This window comes from Aeromonas sp. ASNIH1 (assembly GCF_002934285.1).
Taxonomy (GTDB): Bacteria; Pseudomonadota; Gammaproteobacteria; order Enterobacterales; family Aeromonadaceae; genus Aeromonas; species Aeromonas caviae.
In genome coordinates this window covers 3,024,674-3,046,817 of record NZ_CP026228.1, presented here as the reverse complement: position 1 = coordinate 3,046,817, position 22,144 = coordinate 3,024,674, and the positions used below count along the sequence as shown (strand labels likewise).

Here is a 22,144-nt window from a genome sequence, read left to right as displayed (position 1 = left end):
ATGAAACTTACAGTTTCACAAAACACAACAAACAGTTAAACCAAGGAATGTTACATGGCTACTATCAATAACATCGAATGCGCTGATTACAATGACGGCAGTTTTTGGCAAAAGGTAAAACGTTACTGCAAGGATATCGGCAAGGGTTCTTTGGAGAGCGTGTTCCGTTTGTATTATGCGCTGGACAGTGAAAAGTGCTCTGCTGCGGATAGGGCAATCATATACGGCGCACTGGCTTATTTGGTATCCCCCATCGATTTGATCCCGGACTTGACTCCATTCATCGGGTACACCGATGACATGGCGCTGATTACAGGTGCGTTATCGTCGGTGGTGTCCTGTATCGACTCTTCGGTTAAGGCAAAGGCAAGGAGCATGATTAATGAAATATTTAACTAAAATAAACGCTTGGGCGATGAGCACCCTGATCAAAGCGTTTGAGATATTGGCCCCTGAGCGTGTAAAGGCATTTGCAATAAAAAAAGAACTGAAAAAGCAAGCCAATAAAATGACAAAGCGTAAAGGCGAATTTGATCGAGAAATAGAGTCATTAGCTGACATCGTCATTGATACATGTGGAACCGAGCCTATTGTCAAGGCGGTAGATATTCTTCAAAAGATGAAGGCTTACCAAGAAAAAAAGAGTGACAATGCTATGACCGTGGCAGGATGCCGCCATACAATCCGTTAAGTTTTCAAGGAGAATTATTATGTACCCCATTGGCACTCACTTGGTGACTCCCCGTACTGGCTACGACCACCATGGCATCTATGTAGGTAATGGAAAGGTGGTTCATTACGCCGGTTTTGCTCGTGGGTTCAACACCGGTCCCGTTGAAGAGGTGACGCTTGAGACGTTTACTGATGGAGGGCGTTGCCGCGTCAAGTCGCATGCAAACCAGAAATTTTATGGTGTTGAGGTTGCTGAACGAGCACGCGCCAAAATTGGTGAAGACAGCTATAACCTCGCTTTTAATAATTGCGAACACTTGTGTGAATGGTGTGTCAACGGTCGCCATCACAGCGAACAAGTTTTTAATGCGGCTACAGGTTTTCTTGTCACGATGACAATGGCCGTACTAGGTGTTGGGTATGGTATATCCAAGGGGCGAATGCGTGTATGATTGCGCCTAAGGGGCGTTACGGTTGTACAGATCTAGTTATCACCTGACACCGGCCTCAAACCGGTGTCTTGTTCACGCTACTTTAGAGCGCACTTCCTTCGGTATCAATTTCAGACCCTTCTTGAACATGTTGTAGGGGGTTTGACCCTCCATCATCCTGCCTTGATGTGGCCGCTGGGTGTTGTAGTGCTCTAGGTAGCTATCCAGGTCTGTCTGCATCTGCTCCACCGACTCATACCAGGTCGTTCTCCCCTTGATACGGAAGTGTTCATCCAGCAGTATGCGATGCAGCCGTTCGATAAAGCCGTTGCTCTGCGGCCTGCGTACCTTGGTGGTTCGGTGCTCAATCCCCTCCAGTTGCAGGAACAGCTCGTAGGGATGATGGTCCGGGCGCCCGCAGAACTCGCGCCCATTGTCCGACAGGATGGTATAGACCCGTGCCTCATGAGCCTCGAAGAACGGCAGCACCGTTTCGTTGAGCACATGGACCGACGTCACCGGCAGCTTGCTGGTGTAGAGCCGTCCCCAGGCGTGGCGGCTGTAGCAATCGAGCACGGTTTGCAGATACACCTTGCCCACCCCCTTGAGTGCACCGACGAAGAAGGTGTCGACCGCCACCAGTTCCCCGGTATAGTGGACCTCAATCTGGCGTTCGCGAAACTCGGGGCTGAAGCGCTCTAACAGGCGAATTTGCTCGTCATTGAGCTCAATGGTCTGTTCCCTATGGGTTTTCTCGAGGCGCAACAAACGGTCGTGTTTAGAGAGCAAATCGTGACGTTGCCATACGCCACGCACACCTCCCGCACTGACGTTGATGCCTTGCAGAGCCAGTTCTTGCGCGACCCGCAGCGGGCCATGGGTTGGTCTGGTGAGGGAGTAATCGAGGATGGCCTGCTCAATCTCGGGAACAACCCGATTGGGATGAGCCCCTTTACAGCCGGGCAATTTGTCGAGCAAGCCCTCGGCGCCATAGGTCTGGTAGTTGCGCCGGATTTCGTAGAACTGCTGGCGGCTGTATCCGATGAGCTTGCAGGCTTTGCTGATGTTATTGAGCTCTTTGGCGAGCTCTAGCAGGCTGAGTTTGCGACGTGCTACTTTCTCGTTGGTGGTCATACGGTGACTCCAGATAACACGGTAGGGGTACCGTTTTGTTATCCGGTTTGAAGCCGTATGAACACTCCCTTTTGTGGGCAACTGTCAGGTGAATACCATCTCCATACATTACGGTAAATCCGGGGCGCTGTTCGCGTTAAGTGTTAGCGAGCCTTTTGACTCCCCCCATCAACCATGAGCGGGCCGTATTGGCCTCTTGGTTCACTACCCGAAACCAAGCCAGGTAGTTTTCTAGATACGCTGCCCGACGCCATGAAACCTTGGCCATCCAGTCCCGCCAGCGACTCACGTAATTGTTCAGGGTCTGGATGTGCTCTATCCTTTATAAAGACCCAGCTTGAGGCGGGGATTACCCCTCGACCAACAAGTTAGCTGGAGATTTATCTTTAATAGCCTTCTTTATCAGCGACAATCTTACTGCTCTATGATTATCTTGAAGCATTTTTTCAAAATCATTCTGTTTATAACCAGAAGCTGCTGCAATCAATAAAAAACAATCTTTATTTCCCAAGAAAAGAGAAAACCATTCCTTCATTGTGAAAGGAGTTTTTTTATGAATTTCAATTAGTGTATTTAAAATGTTCTTGAACACTTCAGACAAACGACCTTTCTTTCTCAACTCAATAATACTTTCATATAACGAGTGGTTAGACTCAACAGATTGTATGGGTGACGACAGTGGGATTTGATTGATGATTACACCAATAAATTCACCAATCCTGCAATCTGGAATATACCCATAATGATCTCGATACTTATCATCGTCGCCCTTATTGCGTTTGATAACTGGACACCCGCCAATTAGTCCTTTTTTCTGATTTTCCATGTAAGCATACTGGACCAGTCGTTGCTGCTCCTGGACCCAAAATCTTGCATTTTTTACGTCAGCCTCGGTTAACTCTTTTATAAGGGAAAAATCAGAATTTACATCAACTGTACCTAGGTGAACATTTACAGCCTTGTACCTACGAACACATTTACCTGAACTGAGCTCCAACTCTTCCAGTACACTCACGGTTTTGCTAAATGATACGGTTCTAAGATTTGCATTCAACCTCATGTTAGCCATGCCACACCTCTCATTATTATTGTTATTTTATTTTTTTCTTTGGTTTGTTCGTGTGATATGGGATCCCCATACCAATCAGCAATCCATTCATTGTTCTTCAAAATTTCATTCTTAAGTTTGTCTCTATCTAAGAGAAACATGTTTGGCTTATCAATAGTATCTTTTTCTGAGTTAATATCTTGGACATATCCATCAGGAATCAATGCGTTTGATCCTACATGAACGCTCTCCAGCCCTTTCCTAAAAATTGTAGCCAAAACGCCTTCCAACAGTGCTCGAGCATTTGATATAAAATTATCTGACGGCTCTTCGATTGATAGCAAAACAAAATCCAGTCTTAGAAGTCGGAGAGAGAGTGACGATGTGCCGAATGTTTTTTTATCCATAAATGACGGCACTGATTTTTTCATCTTGGCATATTGTTTTTTAGTGCAACGAATCCATGCAGTAAATAGTATAACCTTAAGCTCGCTTAATTGATTTGATTCACCTAATTGCAAATTTAAATCATCTCGCCGAGGTGAATATTCAATGCCCTGCTCGAGCAGCTTAAACCAAGTAGCCCGCAATCTCTTAACCTTAGACCCTGATATCCATTTCTTACCGTCTACACTATAACAAATACCTTTTGGCTCGTGATTATCTGCTCTCCTCACCCTGACCATTACATTATGCTCACGCAACCCAATGACAAATTCAGTCATGTTGTTCGGCTGGTTTTTAAAAACCTCGTCCATTGCATCCCTGATAATACAAGCGGGATCATGCATAGCATGAAAGCTCCCTCTACCACGGCCATTTTTAATATTTACTATGCTATACTCATGACCGAAATTTTTTTCAGGGCTTTTACAGTTCGACAATCCCAATTTAATTTCAATTTTCCGAGCAGCGTCAACTCCACGAGCGTAGTCATTACTATCATCAACCAAAGTTCTGTCAAGTTTGACTCTACACGCCACAATATGTACATGTAGAGACCTTGTATCGCGGTGTATAACAGATGTCCATCTAGTATCGCTACCATATCCCAGTTCAATCATTAGCAGCCTAGCTGCAACTAGACATTGAAATGGCGTTAATGATTCATTGGGGCTTAATGATAGTGAATAATGTGCACATAGTTGGTTTCCTGTGCCTGCATACAATGATGCCTGCATATTCAACTCCGTGAGTAGTGGCCCGATGTCATAATCAGAGATTTCACCTATTTGATTGCGTTCAACGTTTGGTATATTAATTACACCACCACCGAGATGAATAACCTGTGATGGCCTTGACTTTCGCTTCTTACCAATTTGTATCGAACGATAAATATAAGACAGTCTGTACTGGAAATTCTGGCTATTCCGATGCTTTTCAAAATTCATTTCAAAATCCCTCCAATGAGGGCTTTTTCAAAGCTTGCTAGCCTAGAATTGATAGATGATAAATAAAACATCAAACGCGAGTCTTCACTACTGTCAGTAATATAGCTAGAGATATCATTGCCAGCTTCAATCTGTTGAATGAATAAAATTACTTCATTTAAAGTCAAGGATACTTTGTATAGATCCTCTAGCAATCTCATGCGCTCATCATATGAAAAATCTGGTGAGATATTACTGTCTGGTTCCCTGAGAGCCAAAAACCGAATCAGGCTAGACTTTTTGGTAATACCATAGGTTTTACTATGCTTAGTTAAAACACGTTGCTCAGCTGCATTAAATGAGACTCGGAGCATTAAGCTGCGTTTTTCGTCAGCTGATTTTTGGGGTCTACCTGATCGTGGTTTTCTGTTCATTGCGTGCACCTTTATAATAATTATTAGTAGTGTTGTGCGTTTTATTTTTCAAACCAACAAATTTAATAGACATTAAAACATAGCTGGTTTAGAGTTTTTTCAAAAAATATACAATATATTTATACGAAGTCACATTCAGAAATGAGTTAAATATCTTGGTGAAATTTAATGCTCACTCTAATTGTAGTATTGCAAACACTATATATAATATCAACAATCTTTTGAGCTAAATTATTAATTTAACGACTGACATTATCAATGGCATTGGCGAATGTTAATATTTAAAATATGAAATTAACTAGGCTTGCATGGTGAATTAAATTTTCTTCCGTGAAATTAAAACTATGACATAGGCTGATTAAAGTTATATAAAAAGGCATGCTCTCATCCTATGACAGACATACCTTTTCTAGATCTATCCGAACCAATGATGTCATATAAGCTCAAGACTGTGAGATAAAACCCTCCCAAATGATTGATCATCAATATAACCCGCATGATCATTTTTACGCATATTTTTTATCTGACTCAGCACAGTAAAAAAGCACTCCTCACATAGATGCACCTCATATGCCGCACCATCATTTTTCGAACCATAACCCCATTTTGCAGTCAGGGCTCCAAACTGAGGATTATACAAATTTGGGTTCATATGTGGGGTTGTGCTTTTATGGCATACGTCACACTGAATATCAGCTATAACCTCAACCTCTTTTGTGGTCATTATTTTCATCGAACACTCGCGATACATGTAGAGTAATGGACGAATAGCATTAACAAAAATGTCTCATGCCACCCTAAACAAAATTTATTATAGTAGAATGAATAAAAAAAGCAGCCTTACGGCTGCTTTCAATACCACTATAATTGTGGATTAGATCAGATAATCCTCTAAGGACTTTCCGCTAGCAACGCCCTCAGCGATGGCTTTCGGCATACGGCCCTGACCAGTCCAGGTTTTTTCCTGGCCATCTTCGTGATACTTGTACTTTGCGGGGCGCGGCGCTCGCTTGGACTTTTCCATTCCGTCAGCTTTCGACGGAGCAGCACTACCAACCAGTTCGCTGGGGTCAATCCCTGCGTTTTTCAGCATCTCGCTGAACTCCGCCAGCTTACGAAGACGTTCAGCGTTTTCTTCCTGATATCGGAGCTCAGCAGCCTCACGCTCTGCAAACACCTCATCAAATTTGCTCTTAATCTCGACCAGTTGTTCGAATGGCAGTTCACGCAGAGCAGCCCGGAGACTACGAATGTTCAGCAGTGTTTTGATAAAATCATTCATGGATATCACGCCTAAAAAGTTATTTGTTTATCGCCTAGCATTATCTCCTAGCTGTAGTTTGGTGCCAATATTTTTCGATAAATTATTTGAGTTGCACAGGGAGGGTATGTTTGTTCGTTCAATGTGTACTGTATGCAATCCTCTCACCGGAGATCGACCTTCAACGGGTTCCATTAGTTACTGCTAGACTAGTTTATTCATGCTGGCAGGGACCTGGTGATGACGACAATCATTCTGCTAATCGTAGCCCTCAGTACTCATGGGAGGTCCCATGAGATGCCATATGAGGTTTGTGATGCATTTATTGATGATGCAGTTCAGTATTCACAAATGGATAAAATACATCTTAAAACATTGCGCTCACAAGTTATGGCTGCGAAAGATCTAACGTTTTTTGAACGGTTGTTTTCGACGACATCAGACAAATTGCTCCGTGCCTATTCTACCCATAGCATCAAACAGGCTCGTGAGATGGCTTTTCGCGATATACGGCAGTGGGAGCTGTTGTTACTGGATATCGGTATTAAAATGCATGGACGGCCCGCTAGTGAGTTGTGGGCCACGTATTATTTGGCCTGCCGAGAGACACTGCTCTAACACCACATCTATCTTACCCCATCATCTTTAGTGCAAATTTAAACTACGTCCCACGGTGGTCTCCTCGGATCTGGGCTTCACTAACCCCAATCGAAGCTCTACACCCTGTAGCAGGCATTATCAGTAGCATGAAATCGAACTGCCATACCGAAGTTGTGCACCCACAATTAGCCTGGAGCAAAGCATTATCGGTAGCGTGAGTTTGAGCTGCCACCCCGATCGAGGTTACGTCCATCAATATCGAACCGTGGTAGGCTAAGCCAAACGGAACTTTCTTGGGGAACATCATGCCTGTACCAACACCACCATTTACCTATCATTGCCCACAATGCGGCTGGAACAAGACGGTTGCTCCCAAGAGCGACGTTCTGGTACGTGGCCACACCTGGTTTGAGGCCTGTCCCGAGTGCCACCATGCCCCACTGGAAAAATCGTCGGCCACCTTGGTGGAGCTGACCATCGCTAAGCTGAAGGATGTCATCCGAAAGTAACCGCTGATATTACACCTTAATATTCCAGCCAGTTCGTCACAAGCCCGCTGAGGTCGCAGTAATTCCGTGCGCAGGGGGCATGGTTACAGAAGCTGGCTATTCATCTGATTGAGAAGGAGATCGTCGTTGAATTTTGAACAGTTGAAAACCCGTCACCGGACGCTGCGTGAACACTCTCCCAGCAACCTCAACCTGCGAGTTCATCGTGCCTTAAGCTGGCTGCAACGCGCTGAAATGGCCGAAGATGAAGATGAAGATGAAGATGGCCGCTTTATCTTTCTCTGGATTGCGTTCAATGCGGCTTATGCCACTGAAATCGATGACGATCGTCGCCTCTCCGAACAGGAGACCTTCAAAGGCTTTCTGGAGAAACTGTGCGTACTGGATGAGCATAAGCAGATCGAGCAATTGGTCTGGCAGGAGTTCTCGGGCAGTATCCGCATGCTGCTGGACACCCCTTTTGTGCTGCAAAGCTTCTGGGATTATCACAGCGGCAAGATAAGCGAAGCCCAGTGGAAAGATCGGCTGGCACAGGGCAAGAAGATGGCGACCCTGGCACTCGCCAGCGGCAATACCCCGCAGTTGCTGGGTGTGGTGTTTAATCGCCTCTATACCTTGCGCAACCAGTTGATCCATGGCGGTGCGACCTGGAACAGCTCGGTCAATCGTAAACAACTGAAAGATTGCGCCAACCTGCTCGGTAAACTGGTGCCGGTGATCATCGAGTTGATGATGGCCCATCCCGATACCCTGTGGGGGGATGCCTGTTATCCGGTGGTGGAAATGACAGGTTAGTTCGTCACTAAGGGGTTATGGAGCTCATCTTGATCAGCCAGGTAAAAGGCTCCCGCCAACATGCCATAGACAATGCAAATACGGATATCTGCGCCTAGCAACACACCAAGCAGGGCTTCTCCATCTCGCAATGTGTCGCTATGCCAGAAACACCAGAGCGCCGCTTCGACCACATCGAGCCAATCACTTCGGCCAAGTTGATTACGTGATTTTCGGCGCCAGCTCCCCCGCATCACGGCACCGGTGTTGGGGGACTGGGCGGCCAGTGCTCTCTGCTCCATAGCACTAAGGGTGAGTCCGTCAAGCTTGGCCTGTGCACTACCACGGCTTCCCCTCAACAGCTTGTCGAGTAACAATGCCAATAATCGCATAGCATCACCACATGCAAGAGTAGTATCGTCATCCAGTAATGCAGCTGCGCCTGACATTAGTTGCTCCCGCCCTTGATAGATGGGCAGAACAGTACGATCCAACCGATACCGATCAATATGCAGAGCCAAACGTACCAATCTGCGCAACTCAGTACAAGGAAGCGATCCCCCAGTTTCCTTTAATAACACAGCGTCAAACCGGTTCTGTTCTTCTGCAATCACGGCCACAAGTTCGCCGACGTGCTTGGCCGGCAACAGGCAACAAATCCCCTTGATCAGTGGCATTGCCGCCTGACCCAATATCAGCGTTGAATTCATAGAACCTCAGTAACGATGGCGTTTGAAATGAGTAATGCTGTTGCTGACGGTAACGATCGCCCCCTCCGGCAGGTCTGGTAGTAGCAATGCTGGCATTTGCATTTTTGGGTATCAGATCACCCCCTGCTTGCAGCCCACCTAGCACTGTGTGCTCCAAATAAGCCACTTGTCGCTTTGGTAATAATTGGAGTTGCTAGATATGAGGAAGGTGCCGCTGGCTGTGACGCCATCCCCTCCCAATGGCAAAAGACTTGGAATTGGCAGGTGATAACCAGCTTGCCATGCATGACCTACTCCCCTGACACCGCTTTATATGGACTCATTATATGTAGCCTGTATACTCATGCCGATACTGGTTACATAAACATGTCGCATTTTGGAGCACGTATGGCACCCAAAGAGCTCACCTGGGATCAAACCCTGCGTTTTCGTCTGCTGGAGATCGTCTTGCAGTGGGAAGGACGGCTGACCACCAATCATTTGATGACCGCCTTCAATATCGGTCGCCAACAGGCGTCACGGGATATCAACCACTACCTGACCCACTACTCACCGGAAGGGTTGGTCTATGACAGAAGCCTGAAGGGATACAGACCCACAGAGGACTTTTTCCCGCGCTTTAGTGAGGGAAAAGTGGATGAGTACCTGATGCTGCTACACCGTGAAAAGCAGCACCAGCGACAACATGAAGCGGGCCTGTTGACACTTCCGCTGATGGATCTGCGCTACGGCCATATCGAGATCCTGGATGTGCCAAACCGCCATATCGACCCCAGGATTGTGCGCGGTTTGGTGCAGGCGGCCCGTGGCCAGCTGCGGGTCGATGTCGACTACGTATCCCTCAGTTCAGAGGAGCAGAGTGGCCGTAATATCGTGCCCCACACTCTGGTCTATGACGGGATCCGCTGGCACGTACGCGCCTACTGCGAGAAGAAGGGGGAATATCTGGACTTTGTGATGAGTCGTTTTCGGGGCGAACCGGATCTGCTGGATGCCTCCCCTCACGGCCGGGATCAAGATCTGGAGTGGAACACCCAGGTGACCGCTGTAGTCGTTCCCAACCCAGGCCTCAGCGAGGGACAGCAGGCCATCATTGCCAGAGACTATGCCATGACTGGGAACCAGCTGTTGATCAGTCAACGGATCCCCTTGGTCCATTACGCATTAGAGCGGATGCAAGTGAGCTATAGCGGTGAACACCAACAACATCCCCTGCTCTATCCGCTGGTGCTAGCAAATCGGGAGGAACTAATTCAGCAAGGCTGTACATTCAAGCTCAAGAGTGCAGATTTTGATCAGAACCTAAGACTTGGTGGTTAGCAGAAAATGCTCGTAACTTTCCCGTCAGAAGCAAGGTCATCACCAAGTTCTAGGACAAGGTACAGGTACTTTTTCCACAAACTATGTAATTAAGGAGGGTGTGAACAAGTGGGGTAATTGTCTCAACGTAATGCTCTATAGCACCGTAATTGAGGGCGTACCACTGATTCAAGCAGTGAATGCGCAGCATGGTCTCCAGCGGCTAGGGGTGACGGCCATTGCCGACCTTAGGATAAATGGGCTCAATGAGGGCAGCATCTTGGATTAGGGGAGATATTGCACCTTTCGAGACAGCAAATTTTCTTTTCGGGTAAAGCGGCTTTTGCTGTTGAACTCGCAGTCAGTGAAGGCCAGGCAATGACTCATTTGAGAACCAATTGGTCAGCACCTAATGAGACCCAACAACTCGCAACAAAGACTTGTTTGCACTTACCTTTAGCAGATAAAAAGCGTCATTGGCACTCATGACAGACACATTTTAACCAGCCCCAATCAAATCCACACGAAAATGTGACATGTGGATTTAAACAGGTCTTCATAAAAAAAAATTTTTTTTGTATGATAAGTAATTAGACATATTTAGAAATGACATTCCTGTAACTTACCCCCCTCACTTTGGTGACATATGCCCATCGTAAAATCGAAAAAAGAGGAAAGTGATAGCATGCATCCCCCTGGCGATGACCAGTTCAGTCCCCAAAAGCCTAAGTTTAGCTTCAATGACTTAGTTTTGAGTGATTTAATAAGAAATGAAATAATGGATGTGCTATCCATTCAGCAATTACAAAGCCACGTTTTTGACACTTGGGGATTAGCAAACACTCATAAATTGCAGAAGAAAATTGCTCTCAACTTTTATGGTGAACCTGGAACAGGGAAAACAATGGCAGCCCATGCTGTAGCCCATTATTTAGATAAGGACATCATTGAAGTTAATTATGCAGATATCGAATCTAAATATGTAGGTGACACACCTAAAAACCTTACAAGAGTATTTAAAAAAGCTAAAGAAACAAACTCTGTTCTTTTCTTCGATGAAGCAGATGCTATGCTCAGCAAGCGCGTCACCAATATGAGTAGCTCTACCGATACTAGTGTCAACCAAACCCGATCTGTATTACTGATGTTGCTGAACGACTTCGATGGGATAATTGTGTTCGCAACAAACTTCGTATCCAATTATGATGTAGCATTTATGCGAAGAATATTGGGCCATGTAGAATTTAAACTACCATGTCATGTCGAGCGAACTAAAATATGGAATCATTTGTTGCCAAAGGATTTACCACATAATGCTGATGTGGCGAAGCTAGCAGAGAAGTTTGACTGCGTTTCTGGTAGTGACATATCCAATGCGATATTAAAAGCTGCATTTAAAGCTGCCAGAAACAGTGAAAACATCGTGTGTCATGATTATTTTGAGCATGCTATTGAATCCATTCGGCATAGTAAGAAAATGAATTTAAACATTAAAGGTGGTGATGAGAAAATAGAAATAAGAACTGTTTCAAAAGAATATGTAGAGTCTCAAGTAAACATATAAAACGGAGTGAGTTATGTTGCCTTTATTATTAATTGCAGGTGGTTTGCTGGTTACTGGCGGCATTATTGCTGCATTTTGGGATGATATTTGCAAATGGATCGAAAAAGCTGCGCAAGCGGTGAAAAAAATTGTCAATGGTATCGTGCACGGAGTTAAGGTATATATAAAGAAAGTCGCTAATGATATATACCAAGAACTATCTAAATTTTATAGCTTTGATGAAAATAAAAATCAATGGGAAGAAACCATTGTCTCCAAAAAGGTTTCTAGCAACGAAGTACCAGATGACATTAAAAATTTGGTGACTGGCGGGCGCGAGCAAGATATTTCCGATAAATTTAAAGAAAAATTGGCTCTAGCCCATTAATTATCAGAAAAAGGAATAGTTAAATGATTACCCCTTCAAAATCAATAAAAGACAAGCTATTGAATGTAGACGCTGCACTTGATGCTCTTGGTTCGGCGCTGCATCACATATTAGAAAATTTATTAACAGAACCCAAGAACCTTAATGAAATAATTGATGCACAATCCACTTCAGTTGATAGATATATACTGAAGGTTGAAATTGAAGAGAAGGTTAAGTTTATTGGCGGCAAGCTTCATATTAAAAACCAATCAGACGTGAATATAGCATTCCTCATCGAACTCTACTTTAAAAACAATCAAGACGAGTGGATCAAAAAAGAAAACACTATTCTAATAAACAAGGGAAAAATAAAAGAAGAAAGCATGATTGAAATACAAAAAGGAATCACTCCTTACGACATTTCACACCCAAACCATTAACTTATAAGTGGATTCTTTCGATTACGATAGGATCCACTATATGGATAAATTTCATTATTAATGGAGAATATCAAGACCATGAAAGAAGCATTAAAACAATTTATAGGTTGGGCAGTGATAGCATCTATATCGGCTTGGTTATTTCCAAGACAAGCAGAGACTATTTTTTCTGTATTTTTCTTCTATATCGCATTCGTTTCACTCAAGGCATTTTTTGAAATGTGTCACTTTAAAAAAATGAGTGAGCTGTTAGATGCCACTGCTGGCATGATAATGATCGGAGCCCTTCTCATTTGGCTTTTCCCTAATTACTCTGAAGAAATAGTCCTTGTAATTAGTGTTATATGGGGTTTATCTTTAATCGGTGCCTTCATTGACCCAGATAAGAAAAAAATTTATTCATTGATAGAGAGTGACTATTACGTTTATTTAAATGACATATATGTGAAATCTGGGATTAAATCTAAAGAAAAATTCAATAAAATGATAAATTCTTTAGTTGAAGAAAATAAAGTAATAGTTTCTTGTGATGATTTTATTGCAACTAAAGATGTTGCCAGCAATATCAAAAAGCAATATCTCGAGTTAATTGAAAATTCTTTTAGCATGGGCGATGGCTTGCTTTCTATGAAGCAAATCATAAACTCGGCAAAAATGAAAAACATGACTGACACTCAGTTAAAAATCGCAGAAATATTAATCGATGACTTAATAAAAAAAGATGAAAGCATTGAAGTCATAGACATGCCAGAAGTTACTCTTTATAAAAAAATAGGAATGATAGAAAATACAAGGTATGTAGAGTTAGAGCTTGACTAGCAACAGTCAATAATCAACCATTTTTTCACTTCGGTATTGCACACCCGAGTGAACCTAGCCATTTCTTGGTACCTGATGATGATGACTGACGAATTGCTAACTCCCTTTCCATGCACTGCATGCGGTAAATGTTGCCGTAGGGTAAATGAGAACCCTCAAGGTCATTCTCTCGACCGTGGTGACGGAACCTGTCGCCACTTAGTTGAGGATACCAATTTATGCGGTATCTATGAGACTCGGCCTCTAGTTTGTCGGGTTGGAGAATATTATAAAAAACAATTCGCGGACGTAATTTCATGGGATGAGTTTGTGAAAATAAATATGTCCATTTGCAGGAAACTATAAATTCACAGATTAAGCTACCGTGAGCCTCTGTCAAATCCCCTTGTTTTTTATTTGGGGGATTTGACGACATGTACAGATCTAGGGAGGGTGCGAATAAGTACCCTCTACAAAGAAACTGAAAACTTTAGTCCCTTAAATTCAACTTTTTACAGATGCGTATTTTTGTGTTTAGTGACTTATTCGCACCTTCCTTAGTTGTCACCTAACGCCGACCTCTGGTACGGTCTCCAGCTTTGTCCGACAATGGAGAACATCATCACCAACATCAAAGCTGCTGGTTACCAACCGGAGGAGATTGACATCATACTGTTGACTCATATGCGGCATTGTTGACTAAATTTGAACCGGGAACTATTTCCTCGAGCGGTTTGATCAGCTCAATTCACCTGCGGCCTAACGAGTATTCCAAGCCCCGTCATTATTCATCGCCTTCATCCCATCCAGGGTCGCAGTAGCTGTACAATCACCACTCGCAACACTCATGGACATATTATTGGTAGTGTGAAATTGAACAACACAACCCTGCCACTACTGGTACAGCTGCTGGCGGCAGAGCCGCAGCAAACATGAAAATGCTCCATTAGACAGACCCCATACGTCGACACCTCTGCCCACAGAGGTAATATTGCTCCTTGCAAAGAACTGAGCCACTTACGTTCAGCGCGAAATAACTTTTTCAGGACCCAATTCAACGAGCATTATTATTATTTTGAGGTAGCCATGGCACGTACCCTTGACGAAATACTGACCACAGAAATGCCCGATGTTGTCACTCAGGCCAGGGAAAAAGCAGATCTAATGCGACTTGAGATTCATCTCACCCAACTGCGTGAAATGCTGGCCCAGGCTGGCACCGAACCCATGATTTGCGATCAAACACCATCAGTACAGGACGTTACACTGATGGATCTTAAACGCTGGGTCGAGGCTGCTGGGGGAAAACTACAGCTCAATGTTGAAATGCCAAACGGATCTCAGATCTCGTTTGCTGTTTAACTAGAAATCCATTTCTGCACACCGTAGCAATTGTCGGCTGACAACGGGCTGAACTGCACCAGAGTAACCGCTGGCCTGAACAACTACAGGTATCGTGAAATGGAAATCTGACCCCAGCGAACTCGATTGTCGGCTGACAACGGGCTGAACTGCACCAGAGTAGCCGCTGGCCCGAACTGCTACAGGTATCGTGAAATGGAATTCCGCCCCTGGCAAACATCGATTGTCAGCTGACAACGAGGTAATCTGCACCTGAGTACCCGCTGGCCTGAACAACTACAGGTATCGTGAAATGGAATGCTGGCCCAGGCAAACATCGATTGTCGGCTGACAACGGGGTGATCTGAGCCGGAGTGCCCGCTGGACGGAACTGCTACAGGTATCGTGAAATGGAAATCTGACCCCAGCGAACTCGATTGTCGGCTGACAACGGGCTGATCTGCACCAGAGTACCCGCTGGCCCGAACTGCTACAGGTATCGTGAAATGGAATTCCGCCCCTGGCAAACATCGATTGTCGGCTGACAACGGGCTGATCTGCACCAGAGTACCCGCTGGCCGGCAATGCTACAAGTAGCGTGAAATGGAATTATGACCCTGGCAAACATCGATTGTCGGCTGACAACAGGCTGAACTGCACCAGACCCCCCATCAGGCCAGAACGGCTAAAGGTATCGTGAAATGGAATCCCGCCCCTAACGAGCTCGATTGTCGGCTGACAACGAGGTGATCTGCACCAGAGTACCCAATGGCTCGAAGTGCTACAGGTATCGTGAAATGGAAATCTTGCTCCCAGCGAACTCGATTGTCGGCTGACAACTGCATATTCCGGCCGATCATGAACACCGATTCCGGTTCAACGTGAACACCATTTCCGGACCAATGTGAACGCTCATTCCGGCTCAACCTGAACACTTTGCTCCTCCTTTCCGGAAACAGTGTTCAACATCCCGGAATCACTGTTCACATTCACCGGAATCATCCTTAACGCATTGATTTAACAACCTTTGATACGCTCTCCCTTTTGCCAGGGAAGAGCCTATGTCTGCCAAGAGGATTGCAATGCGTAAAATTCGTGAAGTGCTGCGACTGCGGCTGGAAGCTGACCTCTCTGTTCGCCAGATAAGTTGCTGCACCAAGGTCAGCGTTGGCTCCATCCAGAAACTCCTCAAAAGTGCCCAGACGCTCGGCCTGACCTGGCCCTTACCTAGCCAGCTTGATGATGGCCAACTGGCGGCCCTGTTCTATCCGCAGGCCGATACCACCATCTCGGCCCGCCATGTTGTACCGGATTGGCCCTCTGTCCATCAGGAGCTCAAGCGTAAGGGGGTCTCCAAACAACTGCTCTGGGAGGAGTACACCCAGCGCTATCCCAACAGCTGTTACAGCTACTCCCAGTTCTGCGACCGTTACAAATCCTGGTGTCAGTTGCAAAAGCGCTCCATGCGCCAGATCCACAAGGCGGGGGAAAAGCTCTTTATCGACTACTGCGGGCCCACGGTGCCCATCGCCTCGCCCTCCACGGGGGAGGTCCGTCAGGCCCAGATCTTTGTCGCCGTGCTTGGTGCGTCCAACTACACCTTTGCCGAGGCTACCTGGTCACAGTCACTGCCGGACTGGTTGCAAAGCCATGTCCGTGCCTTTGAGTTTTTCGGCGGTACACCGGCACTGCTGATCCCCGACAACCTCAAAAGCGGTGTCAGCAAGGCTTGCCGATACGATCCCGAGCTCAACCCCAGCTACCAGCAGTTGGCCGAGCACTATCAGGTGGCAGTGATGCCAGCTCGCCCTTACAAGCCCAAGGATAAAGCCAAGGCTGAGGTGGGTGTGCAGATCGTCGAGCGCTGGATCCTCGCCCGCTTGCGCCACCAGACCTTTTTCTCGCTGGCCGAGCTCAACCAGTGCATCCGGGCCTTGCTGGACGAACTCAACGAGCGCCCGTTCAAGCAACTGCCCGGTAACCGGCGCGAGGCGTTTGAGCAGTTGGACCGCCCGGCGCTGGGACCACTGCCGGTGCATCCCTATCGCTATGTCGCCATCAAAACGGTCAAGGTCAACATCGACTATCACGTCAGCTATGAGCAGCACCACTACTCGGTGCCACACCAGTATGTGGGCCAGCAACTGGAGCTCCATGCTGGCGACACTTTGCTTCAGGTCTATCACCAGCAACATCTGGTCGCGAGCCATCCGCGTAAAACCATCCCGGGGATGAGCACGCTCCCGGAACATATGCCGGAACGCCACAGCAAACAGCAACGCTGGACGCCAGGCCGTCTCAAGCAATGGGCTGCTGACATCGGACCGGGCACCTTGTGCTGGGTTAGCGAACGGCTGGAAGAGAAAGCCCATGCCGAGCAGGCATACCGACTCTGCCTGGGGCTACTGAGTCTTAGCCGGGAGTATCCGCCATCACGGGTCGAGGCCTGCTGCCAGTTGGCTAATCGGGAAGGACTGGTGCGACTCAAACAGCTCAAGTCGGTGCTGAGCAGTGGCCGCGACAAACTGCCCGCAAGCCCGCTGAGCTACCCAGAGTTATCGCAAGAGCACGAGAACATCCGTGGCCCCCAGAGCTTCCACTAAAGAGGATACGCCCCATGACCCAACAAACCCTGACCCGCCTGAGAAACCTGAAACTGACCGGCATGGCGGATGCAGTGCAACAACAACTGGAACAGGCCAGTACCTACGAAGGGCTGCCCTTCATCGAGCGTCTAAGCCTGCTGGTCGAACACGAACAACTGAGCCGGGAGCAACGTAAACAAGCTCGGCTAGTCAAGCAGGCGCGGCTCAAACTCCAAGCCACGGTGCAAGAGGTGGACTACCAGTCTGCACGCAACCTGGAGCGGTCACAGGTTGCAAACCTGGCCCAAGGAGAGTGGCTGCGCCGAGGCCAGAACCTGCTCATTACCGGCCCCTGTGGCTGTGGAAAAACCTACCTGGCTTGTGCGCTGGGCTACCAAGCCTGTCAGCAAGGGCATAGCACTCGTTACTACCGGCTGCCACGTCTGCTGCTTGAACTGAGCCAGGCCAAGGTAGATGGCAGTTACGCCAGACTGCTGGGTCAACTGGCAAGGATAGAGCTACTGGTCCTTGATGACTGGGGACTGGAAGCGGTGAATGCCGAGCAACGCAACGCACTGCTGGAGATCATGGATGATCGGTATGGGAAATACTCGACGGTCGTGGTCAGTCAGTTGCCAACGGAAGAGTGGTACGCGAGCTTGGGGGACAACACCCTGGCAGATGCGATCCTGGACCGGCTGATGCACAACGCTCACCGGCTGTCACTGAAGGGAGAATCGATGAGAAAGAGGAGAAGTGAGTTGACCCAATCTGAACAGTCGAGTTAGAAACGGGATGACGTGAGCGCGTTAAGGATCAGGGTGTTCACGTTGGCCGGAATGGCTGTTCAACTTCGCCGGAATACGCAACAACGGGCTGAACTGCACCAGAGTAACCGCTGGCCTGAACAACTACAGGTATCGTGAAATGGAAATCTGACCCCAGCGAACTCGATTGTCGGCTGACAACGGGCTGATCTGCACCAGAGTACCCGCTGGCCCGAACTGCTACAGGTATCGTGAAATGGAATTCCGCCCCTGGCAAACATCGATTGTCGGCTGACAACGGGCTGATCTGCACCAGAGTACCCGCTGGCCGGCAATGCTACAGGTAGCGTGAAATGGAATTATGACCCTGGCAAACATCGATTGTCGGCTGACAACAGGCTGAACTGCACCAGACCCCCCATCAGGCCAGAACGGCTAAAGGTATCGTGAAATGGAATCCCGCCCCTAACGAGCTCGATTGTCGGCTGACAACGAGGTGATCTGCACCAGAGTACCCAATGGCTCGAAGTGCTACAGGTATCGTGAAATGGAAATCTTGCTCCCAGCGAACTCGATTGTCGGCTGACAACGGGCTGTTCTGCACCAGAGCAACCAATGGCTCGAAGTGCTACAGGTATCGTGAAATGGAAATCCGGCCCCAGTGAGCTCGATTGTCGGCTGACAACGGGCTGATCTGCACCAGAGTCCCCACTGACCCGAACCGCTACAGGTAGCGTGAAATGGAATTCCGACCTCTGACTGACTTCGATTGTCGGCTGACAACGCATCTAAACAGTCATCGACATCAGTGCACACTAACAACAGTTCAAAAATGAACCATCAACATGATCTGAAATGCAGAGCTTAGACTGTACAGTTACGGTTGTATCGAATTCTCAGACGAGTTAGTTAACAAATAGCATCCTGATTACCCATGACCCTCAGCCAGCTTCAAGAGCCGATATGGCATCGGAGGGCTTGCCACGACTGCATGCCCCAATTCAACCAACATGCTCTTGAGGTCAAAACGATGATTAAACCGGAAGCAGTATTCCGCAAGATGCCTTGGTAAATGCTTCGCTCCGAGCGTATGGCAACTGCCCCGCAGCGAGTTTTTCACATTTCCTATCATCGTGTTTACCCAGTTGAATGCCGGATGATCCAGCCAGTCCAGGTTGCCCCCGGTGACAACACCCAGGTGCTCACAATTGGCCTCCTTGACCGCTTTGAAACAGGCCAATCCATCGGATATCACCGCGCTACCACTGGCAATATGCCGTTTTGCCCAATCAGCAACGGACTTGGTTTTGAAACCATCGACCACCGTCATCCGCATCTTGATTGGATGTCCTTCCTTGTTCAGGGCCACTGCTGCCACAAACGGCGTCTTGCCTGCCGCGCCCCGACCCCGTTTACCACCACGGCGCTCGCCACCCCAGTAGACATCATCGAGCTGAATGATGCCGCTGATGGGCTGCTTGTCATCGGACTCTTTCATGGCTTGCAGCAGCTTGTGCTTGAGCATCCAGGCGGTGTCATATTTGACGCCCAACTGGCGCTTTAGCTCCATCGCTGACAAGCCTGTTTTGGTTTGTGACAACAGGTGCATTGCCAGAAACCACTTGGTCAGTGGGAGCTTGGTGTTTGCGAAAATCGTGTTTCCAGTCAATGACATCTGGTGACGGCAGTGATTGCATTGCCACACACGTGGCCGCCTTCTCAGGCGACAACAGGTCTTGTTGGCACATTCAGGGCAGACAAAGCCGTTAGGAAAACGCCAAGTGAACAGCGCGTTTTCGCACTGAGCCTCAGTGCCATAGTCCTTGAGAAACTCAAACAGGCTGTAGCCTTTCTGGAATTGGATTTTGCTTTTGGCCATGATCTCGCACCTCGATAACTGTACGTAAGATCAGTATAGTTCGTGGTAACTGACTGCTAATCATGGGTAATCAGGAATAGCATTTTGTTAGAGATAACAAACCACCTCCAAATATTTTGTGGACAGATTGTCCCATGATGAAATTTGAGTGGTTCGATTTCACTTTAAAAATTCAAAAATTTTATGATGAAATTCAAGGCATTATTATATTAAAATAATTCAAAACATATGGTCATAAAATAAATGAACACTGTTACTCATCATAGGAACCACAAGTCATTCAAATTGTGGCTCAACATTCTATTCTATCAATACATAGATGACCCTTATAGTTAGGTTTTATCTGTATATCTATAAGTGTTTCAACGATTTCTATTGGCGATTTTATTTCTAATCCAAGCATCAACTTCCGCCTCTACAAATGCAACGGAGCGAATACCCAAGCTTACTTGTTGTGGAAACATTCCGTGGCTTATTAAGCTGTAAACTGTGGACTTAGGGAAAGTGCGAACAAGTATCCCACGAACAAAAAATGAAAATTTTAGTCATTTAATATCAATGGGTTACCAGTAAATGCTCTCGTGCCATATGACTTATTCGCACCTTCCTTAGACATTCCTGTTTTTTTTAACACCTCAGTCATCTTTATCAAACGAATATCTTGCTCGTATACCATATATACCTCACCTTCCAACTTGAGAAGGATTAAATCACATATAATAAAATACACAAGAGAAAAATCATAAAAACAATAAAAAAACATTGACATTATTAGACTTCATAAATAACCCCGTTAAAATGACAGAAAAATATTACTTCTTATAAATAACCGCTAGTATTTTATATGATTTTATAAATAACTCCGCTCCTGTCAGTTTACGATTAACATCGTATCCGAAATCAATATAAATCGTTCGATTCCAAATTGGCGCCGTGTTTTCTGACTTTCCACTCGCCTTCGTCAAGCACCTTCAGGCCAATTAAATCGATAACTAGGTCGGTAATCGTCCCTTTAGATGGTTGCCTATAGGCCACCTTCACCGTACGGGTTCGCTTGCTGGCACAGCTGTAATCGGGGGCGCACAGAGGAAACATTCATCAACTAAATCAGAGAGTCGAGTAGTCCTTGGGTCACTCGCTGGGAGAGGCTGAAAATCCCCTTGAGAATCCAGAAGGTAGAGATGGTCTGGCCAGTGAAAACTGGCTACGTCCCCGTCGCCCGTGATGGTCGGGGTGGAACCAATTGTCCATTGCATCTGCATCAACCCAGAAGGCGAGGGAGCCACAGTGGATCAGAAACTTGATGTATTGAGACCAGTTGGTGATGGGGTGAAGCGACTTGATGCAAACATGAAGGGAATGGTGATGATCACCACTCCCTCAGTTAGTTCAATTCAAACGCCGATTTGGGAAACAATCACACGTCAACCAAATATTCTGGATTTTCCTTGAGACAAGATGGTTTTACAGTATGTACCACTGCATGTACCACCAAAGCTTAAAATGAAAAATTTAACCACTTAAAATCAATGACTTAAGATCGCAATTCAGACTCCCCCAGCCCAAACGTTTGGAAAGGGCCACTTCGCAAGAAGTGGCCCTTTTTGTATCCTTTTTCTCACCTTCAGAGGTTGTATCCGCCCCGCGAGTGCTGTGCATCTCCAGACCTGAGGCCAAAGGCTCTGCGGGGGGTGGCTGCATTTGACATGGGCCAGCTCCAGGTGGCGTCGCCAGCAAAAACCGGCGAGTGGCGCAGCAATTTGCCCGGGCGCTGTGGGCCACGCCATCAGCCCAGCGCCTCCATGGGGTTGAAACAACCTCGAGGATTCGCCCCCGAGAACCTTCCACTAGCCGTTGGCAGTGGAAGGCTGGGTCAGATGAACGACGGGATTTTCGGAGAAGAGGTAGCGGTCATCCCCCATTTCGTCATCGAAGATGGTGGCCTGGAAGAGCATCTGCTTGGTGTTCTCCAGGTGCTGCCACATGGCCAGCTTGGCCGCCTGCGGATCCTTGCGCATCAGGGCCTTGAGGATCTGGTCGTGATCGTCGCACCAGCTGGAGATGGCCTTGTCGTCGATATGCTCGTGGAGCTTGCGCCAGTAGGGGTTGCGCTCGCAATGCAGCCAGGGAGCCAGGGCTTAGGGGTTGGCGAGATCGTCGTCAAGCGCGGCTCTGAGGT

General features: G+C 46.9%; 25 protein-coding genes and 2 pseudogenes. 15 read left to right on the top strand and 12 right to left on the bottom strand.

Annotation, left to right across the window (positions count from 1 at the left end):
• Positions 1-54 precede the first annotated feature (54 nt).
• From C2U37_RS14950 to C2U37_RS14940, 3 genes are read left to right on the top strand one after another with little or no spacing between them, the layout of a single operon-like run.
• A complete protein-coding gene (locus C2U37_RS14950) occupies positions 55-399 on the top strand; it encodes a YkvA family protein (RefSeq protein WP_104452557.1) in 345 nt (114 codons plus the stop codon).
• On the top strand, positions 383-691 hold the full coding sequence (locus C2U37_RS14945; RefSeq protein WP_104452556.1) for a hypothetical protein: 309 nt from the start codon (positions 383-385) through the stop codon (positions 689-691). Before C2U37_RS14950 ends, C2U37_RS14945 begins: the two co-directional genes overlap by 17 nt.
• Before the next feature lie 19 nt (positions 692-710).
• Complete coding sequence (locus tag C2U37_RS14940) at positions 711-1,124, top strand: lecithin retinol acyltransferase family protein (RefSeq protein ID WP_104452555.1); 414 nt, start codon at positions 711-713, stop codon at positions 1,122-1,124.
• 72 nt (positions 1,125-1,196) lie between these two features.
• Here the strand turns inward: C2U37_RS14940 and C2U37_RS14935 are convergent, their stop codons facing one another.
• From C2U37_RS14935 to C2U37_RS14925, 6 genes are all read right to left on the bottom strand, one after another.
• Entirely contained in the window at positions 1,197-2,237 is a 1,041-nt protein-coding gene (locus C2U37_RS14935; protein ID WP_104452554.1) for an IS481 family transposase, read from the bottom strand.
• Positions 2,238-2,586: 349 nt separating this feature from the next.
• The gene (locus C2U37_RS24670) at positions 2,587-3,306 is read right to left on the bottom strand and encodes a hypothetical protein (RefSeq protein ID WP_158656259.1); all 720 of its coding nucleotides are present in this window, start codon (positions 3,304-3,306) and stop codon (positions 2,587-2,589) included.
• A complete protein-coding gene (locus C2U37_RS14930; protein ID WP_104452553.1) occupies positions 3,294-4,676 on the bottom strand; it encodes a relaxase/mobilization nuclease domain-containing protein in 1,383 nt (460 codons plus the stop codon). The genes C2U37_RS24670 and C2U37_RS14930 overlap by 13 nt, the downstream gene beginning before the upstream one ends.
• Positions 4,673-5,089 (bottom strand): hypothetical protein, encoded by a 417-nt coding sequence (locus tag C2U37_RS24665; protein ID WP_158656258.1) that lies wholly within the window; start codon positions 5,087-5,089, stop codon positions 4,673-4,675. The genes C2U37_RS14930 and C2U37_RS24665 overlap by 4 nt, the downstream gene beginning before the upstream one ends.
• Positions 5,090-5,522: 433 nt before the next feature.
• On the bottom strand, positions 5,523-5,822 hold the full coding sequence (locus C2U37_RS24660; protein WP_158656257.1) for a hypothetical protein: 300 nt from the start codon (positions 5,820-5,822) through the stop codon (positions 5,523-5,525).
• Between the two features lie 141 nt (positions 5,823-5,963).
• A complete protein-coding gene (locus C2U37_RS14925) occupies positions 5,964-6,371 on the bottom strand; it encodes an H-NS family histone-like protein (protein ID WP_069785062.1) in 408 nt (135 codons plus the stop codon).
• A gap of 219 nt (positions 6,372-6,590) precedes the next feature.
• Here C2U37_RS14925 and C2U37_RS14920 point away from each other — a divergent pair, with 219 nt between their 5' ends.
• Complete coding sequence (locus tag C2U37_RS14920) at positions 6,591-6,968, top strand: hypothetical protein (RefSeq protein WP_104452552.1); 378 nt, start codon at positions 6,591-6,593, stop codon at positions 6,966-6,968.
• 617 nt (positions 6,969-7,585) lie between these two features.
• A complete protein-coding gene (locus tag C2U37_RS14915; RefSeq protein ID WP_104452551.1) occupies positions 7,586-8,254 on the top strand; it encodes a HEPN domain-containing protein in 669 nt (222 codons plus the stop codon).
• Here C2U37_RS14915 and C2U37_RS25110 read toward each other — a convergent pair.
• Positions 8,251-8,943 (bottom strand): ADP-ribosylglycohydrolase, encoded by a 693-nt coding sequence (locus C2U37_RS25110; RefSeq protein ID WP_233768396.1) that lies wholly within the window; start codon positions 8,941-8,943, stop codon positions 8,251-8,253. The genes C2U37_RS14915 and C2U37_RS25110 overlap by 4 nt on opposite strands.
• Before the next feature lie 387 nt (positions 8,944-9,330).
• Here C2U37_RS25110 and C2U37_RS14905 point away from each other — a divergent pair, with 387 nt between their 5' ends.
• Positions 9,331-10,263 carry a WYL domain-containing protein gene (locus C2U37_RS14905; RefSeq protein ID WP_104452550.1) on the top strand — a complete coding sequence of 311 codons (933 nt, stop codon included), beginning with the start codon at positions 9,331-9,333 and terminating at the stop codon, positions 10,261-10,263.
• Between the two features lie 133 nt (positions 10,264-10,396).
• Here C2U37_RS14905 and C2U37_RS25105 read toward each other — a convergent pair.
• A pseudogene (locus C2U37_RS25105) lies at positions 10,397-10,629 on the bottom strand (IS5/IS1182 family transposase); the annotation flags it as partial.
• A 259-nt stretch (positions 10,630-10,888) separates the two neighbouring features.
• Here C2U37_RS25105 and C2U37_RS14900 point away from each other — a divergent pair.
• The 8 genes from C2U37_RS14900 to istB all read left to right on the top strand — a co-directional run bounded on the left by C2U37_RS14900 (position 10,889) and on the right by istB (position 18,107).
• Positions 10,889-11,806, top strand: coding sequence for an ATP-binding protein (locus tag C2U37_RS14900; RefSeq protein ID WP_104452549.1), 918 nt, complete (start codon positions 10,889-10,891; stop codon positions 11,804-11,806).
• Positions 11,807-11,819: 13 nt separating this feature from the next.
• Entirely contained in the window at positions 11,820-12,173 is a 354-nt protein-coding gene (locus tag C2U37_RS14895) for a hypothetical protein (RefSeq protein WP_104452548.1), read from the top strand.
• Positions 12,174-12,196: 23 nt separating this feature from the next.
• Complete coding sequence (locus C2U37_RS14890) at positions 12,197-12,595, top strand: hypothetical protein (RefSeq protein WP_104452547.1); 399 nt, start codon at positions 12,197-12,199, stop codon at positions 12,593-12,595.
• A gap of 78 nt (positions 12,596-12,673) precedes the next feature.
• The gene (locus C2U37_RS14885; protein WP_158656256.1) at positions 12,674-13,414 is read left to right on the top strand and encodes a hypothetical protein; all 741 of its coding nucleotides are present in this window, start codon (positions 12,674-12,676) and stop codon (positions 13,412-13,414) included.
• A 75-nt stretch (positions 13,415-13,489) separates the two neighbouring features.
• Complete coding sequence (locus C2U37_RS25365; protein WP_199770452.1) at positions 13,490-13,759, top strand: YkgJ family cysteine cluster protein; 270 nt, start codon at positions 13,490-13,492, stop codon at positions 13,757-13,759.
• 720 nt (positions 13,760-14,479) lie between these two features.
• The gene (locus C2U37_RS14875; RefSeq protein ID WP_104452545.1) at positions 14,480-14,755 is read left to right on the top strand and encodes a transcriptional regulator; all 276 of its coding nucleotides are present in this window, start codon (positions 14,480-14,482) and stop codon (positions 14,753-14,755) included.
• 1,040 nt (positions 14,756-15,795) lie between these two features.
• Positions 15,796-17,337, top strand: coding sequence for an IS21 family transposase (gene istA, locus C2U37_RS14870; RefSeq protein WP_024944013.1), 1,542 nt, complete (start codon positions 15,796-15,798; stop codon positions 17,335-17,337).
• Between the two features lie 14 nt (positions 17,338-17,351).
• Positions 17,352-18,107: an IS21-like element ISAs29 family helper ATPase IstB gene (gene istB, locus C2U37_RS14865; RefSeq protein ID WP_059296348.1), complete on the top strand. Its 756-nt coding sequence runs from the start codon at positions 17,352-17,354 to the stop codon at positions 18,105-18,107.
• A 907-nt stretch (positions 18,108-19,014) separates the two neighbouring features.
• Here istB and C2U37_RS14860 read toward each other — a convergent pair.
• From C2U37_RS14860 to C2U37_RS14845, 3 genes and pseudogenes are all read right to left on the bottom strand, one after another.
• Positions 19,015-19,965, bottom strand: coding sequence for an IS1595-like element ISKpn3 family transposase (locus C2U37_RS14860; RefSeq protein WP_005342491.1), 951 nt, complete (start codon positions 19,963-19,965; stop codon positions 19,015-19,017).
• A gap of 362 nt (positions 19,966-20,327) precedes the next feature.
• Positions 20,328-20,429: a helix-turn-helix transcriptional regulator gene (locus C2U37_RS14855; RefSeq protein WP_233768395.1), complete on the bottom strand. Its 102-nt coding sequence runs from the start codon at positions 20,427-20,429 to the stop codon at positions 20,328-20,330.
• Positions 20,430-20,892: 463 nt separating this feature from the next.
• Positions 20,893-21,309, bottom strand: a pseudogene (locus C2U37_RS14845) (transposase); the annotation flags it as partial.
• Between C2U37_RS14845 and C2U37_RS24655 the strand changes: the two are divergent.
• Complete coding sequence (locus C2U37_RS24655) at positions 21,253-21,417, top strand: hypothetical protein (RefSeq protein WP_157438624.1); 165 nt, start codon at positions 21,253-21,255, stop codon at positions 21,415-21,417. The pseudogene C2U37_RS14845 and the gene C2U37_RS24655 overlap by 57 nt on opposite strands.
• Positions 21,418-21,812: 395 nt before the next feature.
• Here the strand turns inward: C2U37_RS24655 and C2U37_RS14840 are convergent, their stop codons facing one another.
• Complete coding sequence (locus C2U37_RS14840) at positions 21,813-21,983, bottom strand: hypothetical protein (RefSeq protein ID WP_233768394.1); 171 nt, start codon at positions 21,981-21,983, stop codon at positions 21,813-21,815.
• Positions 21,984-22,144: the final 161 nt, after the last annotated feature.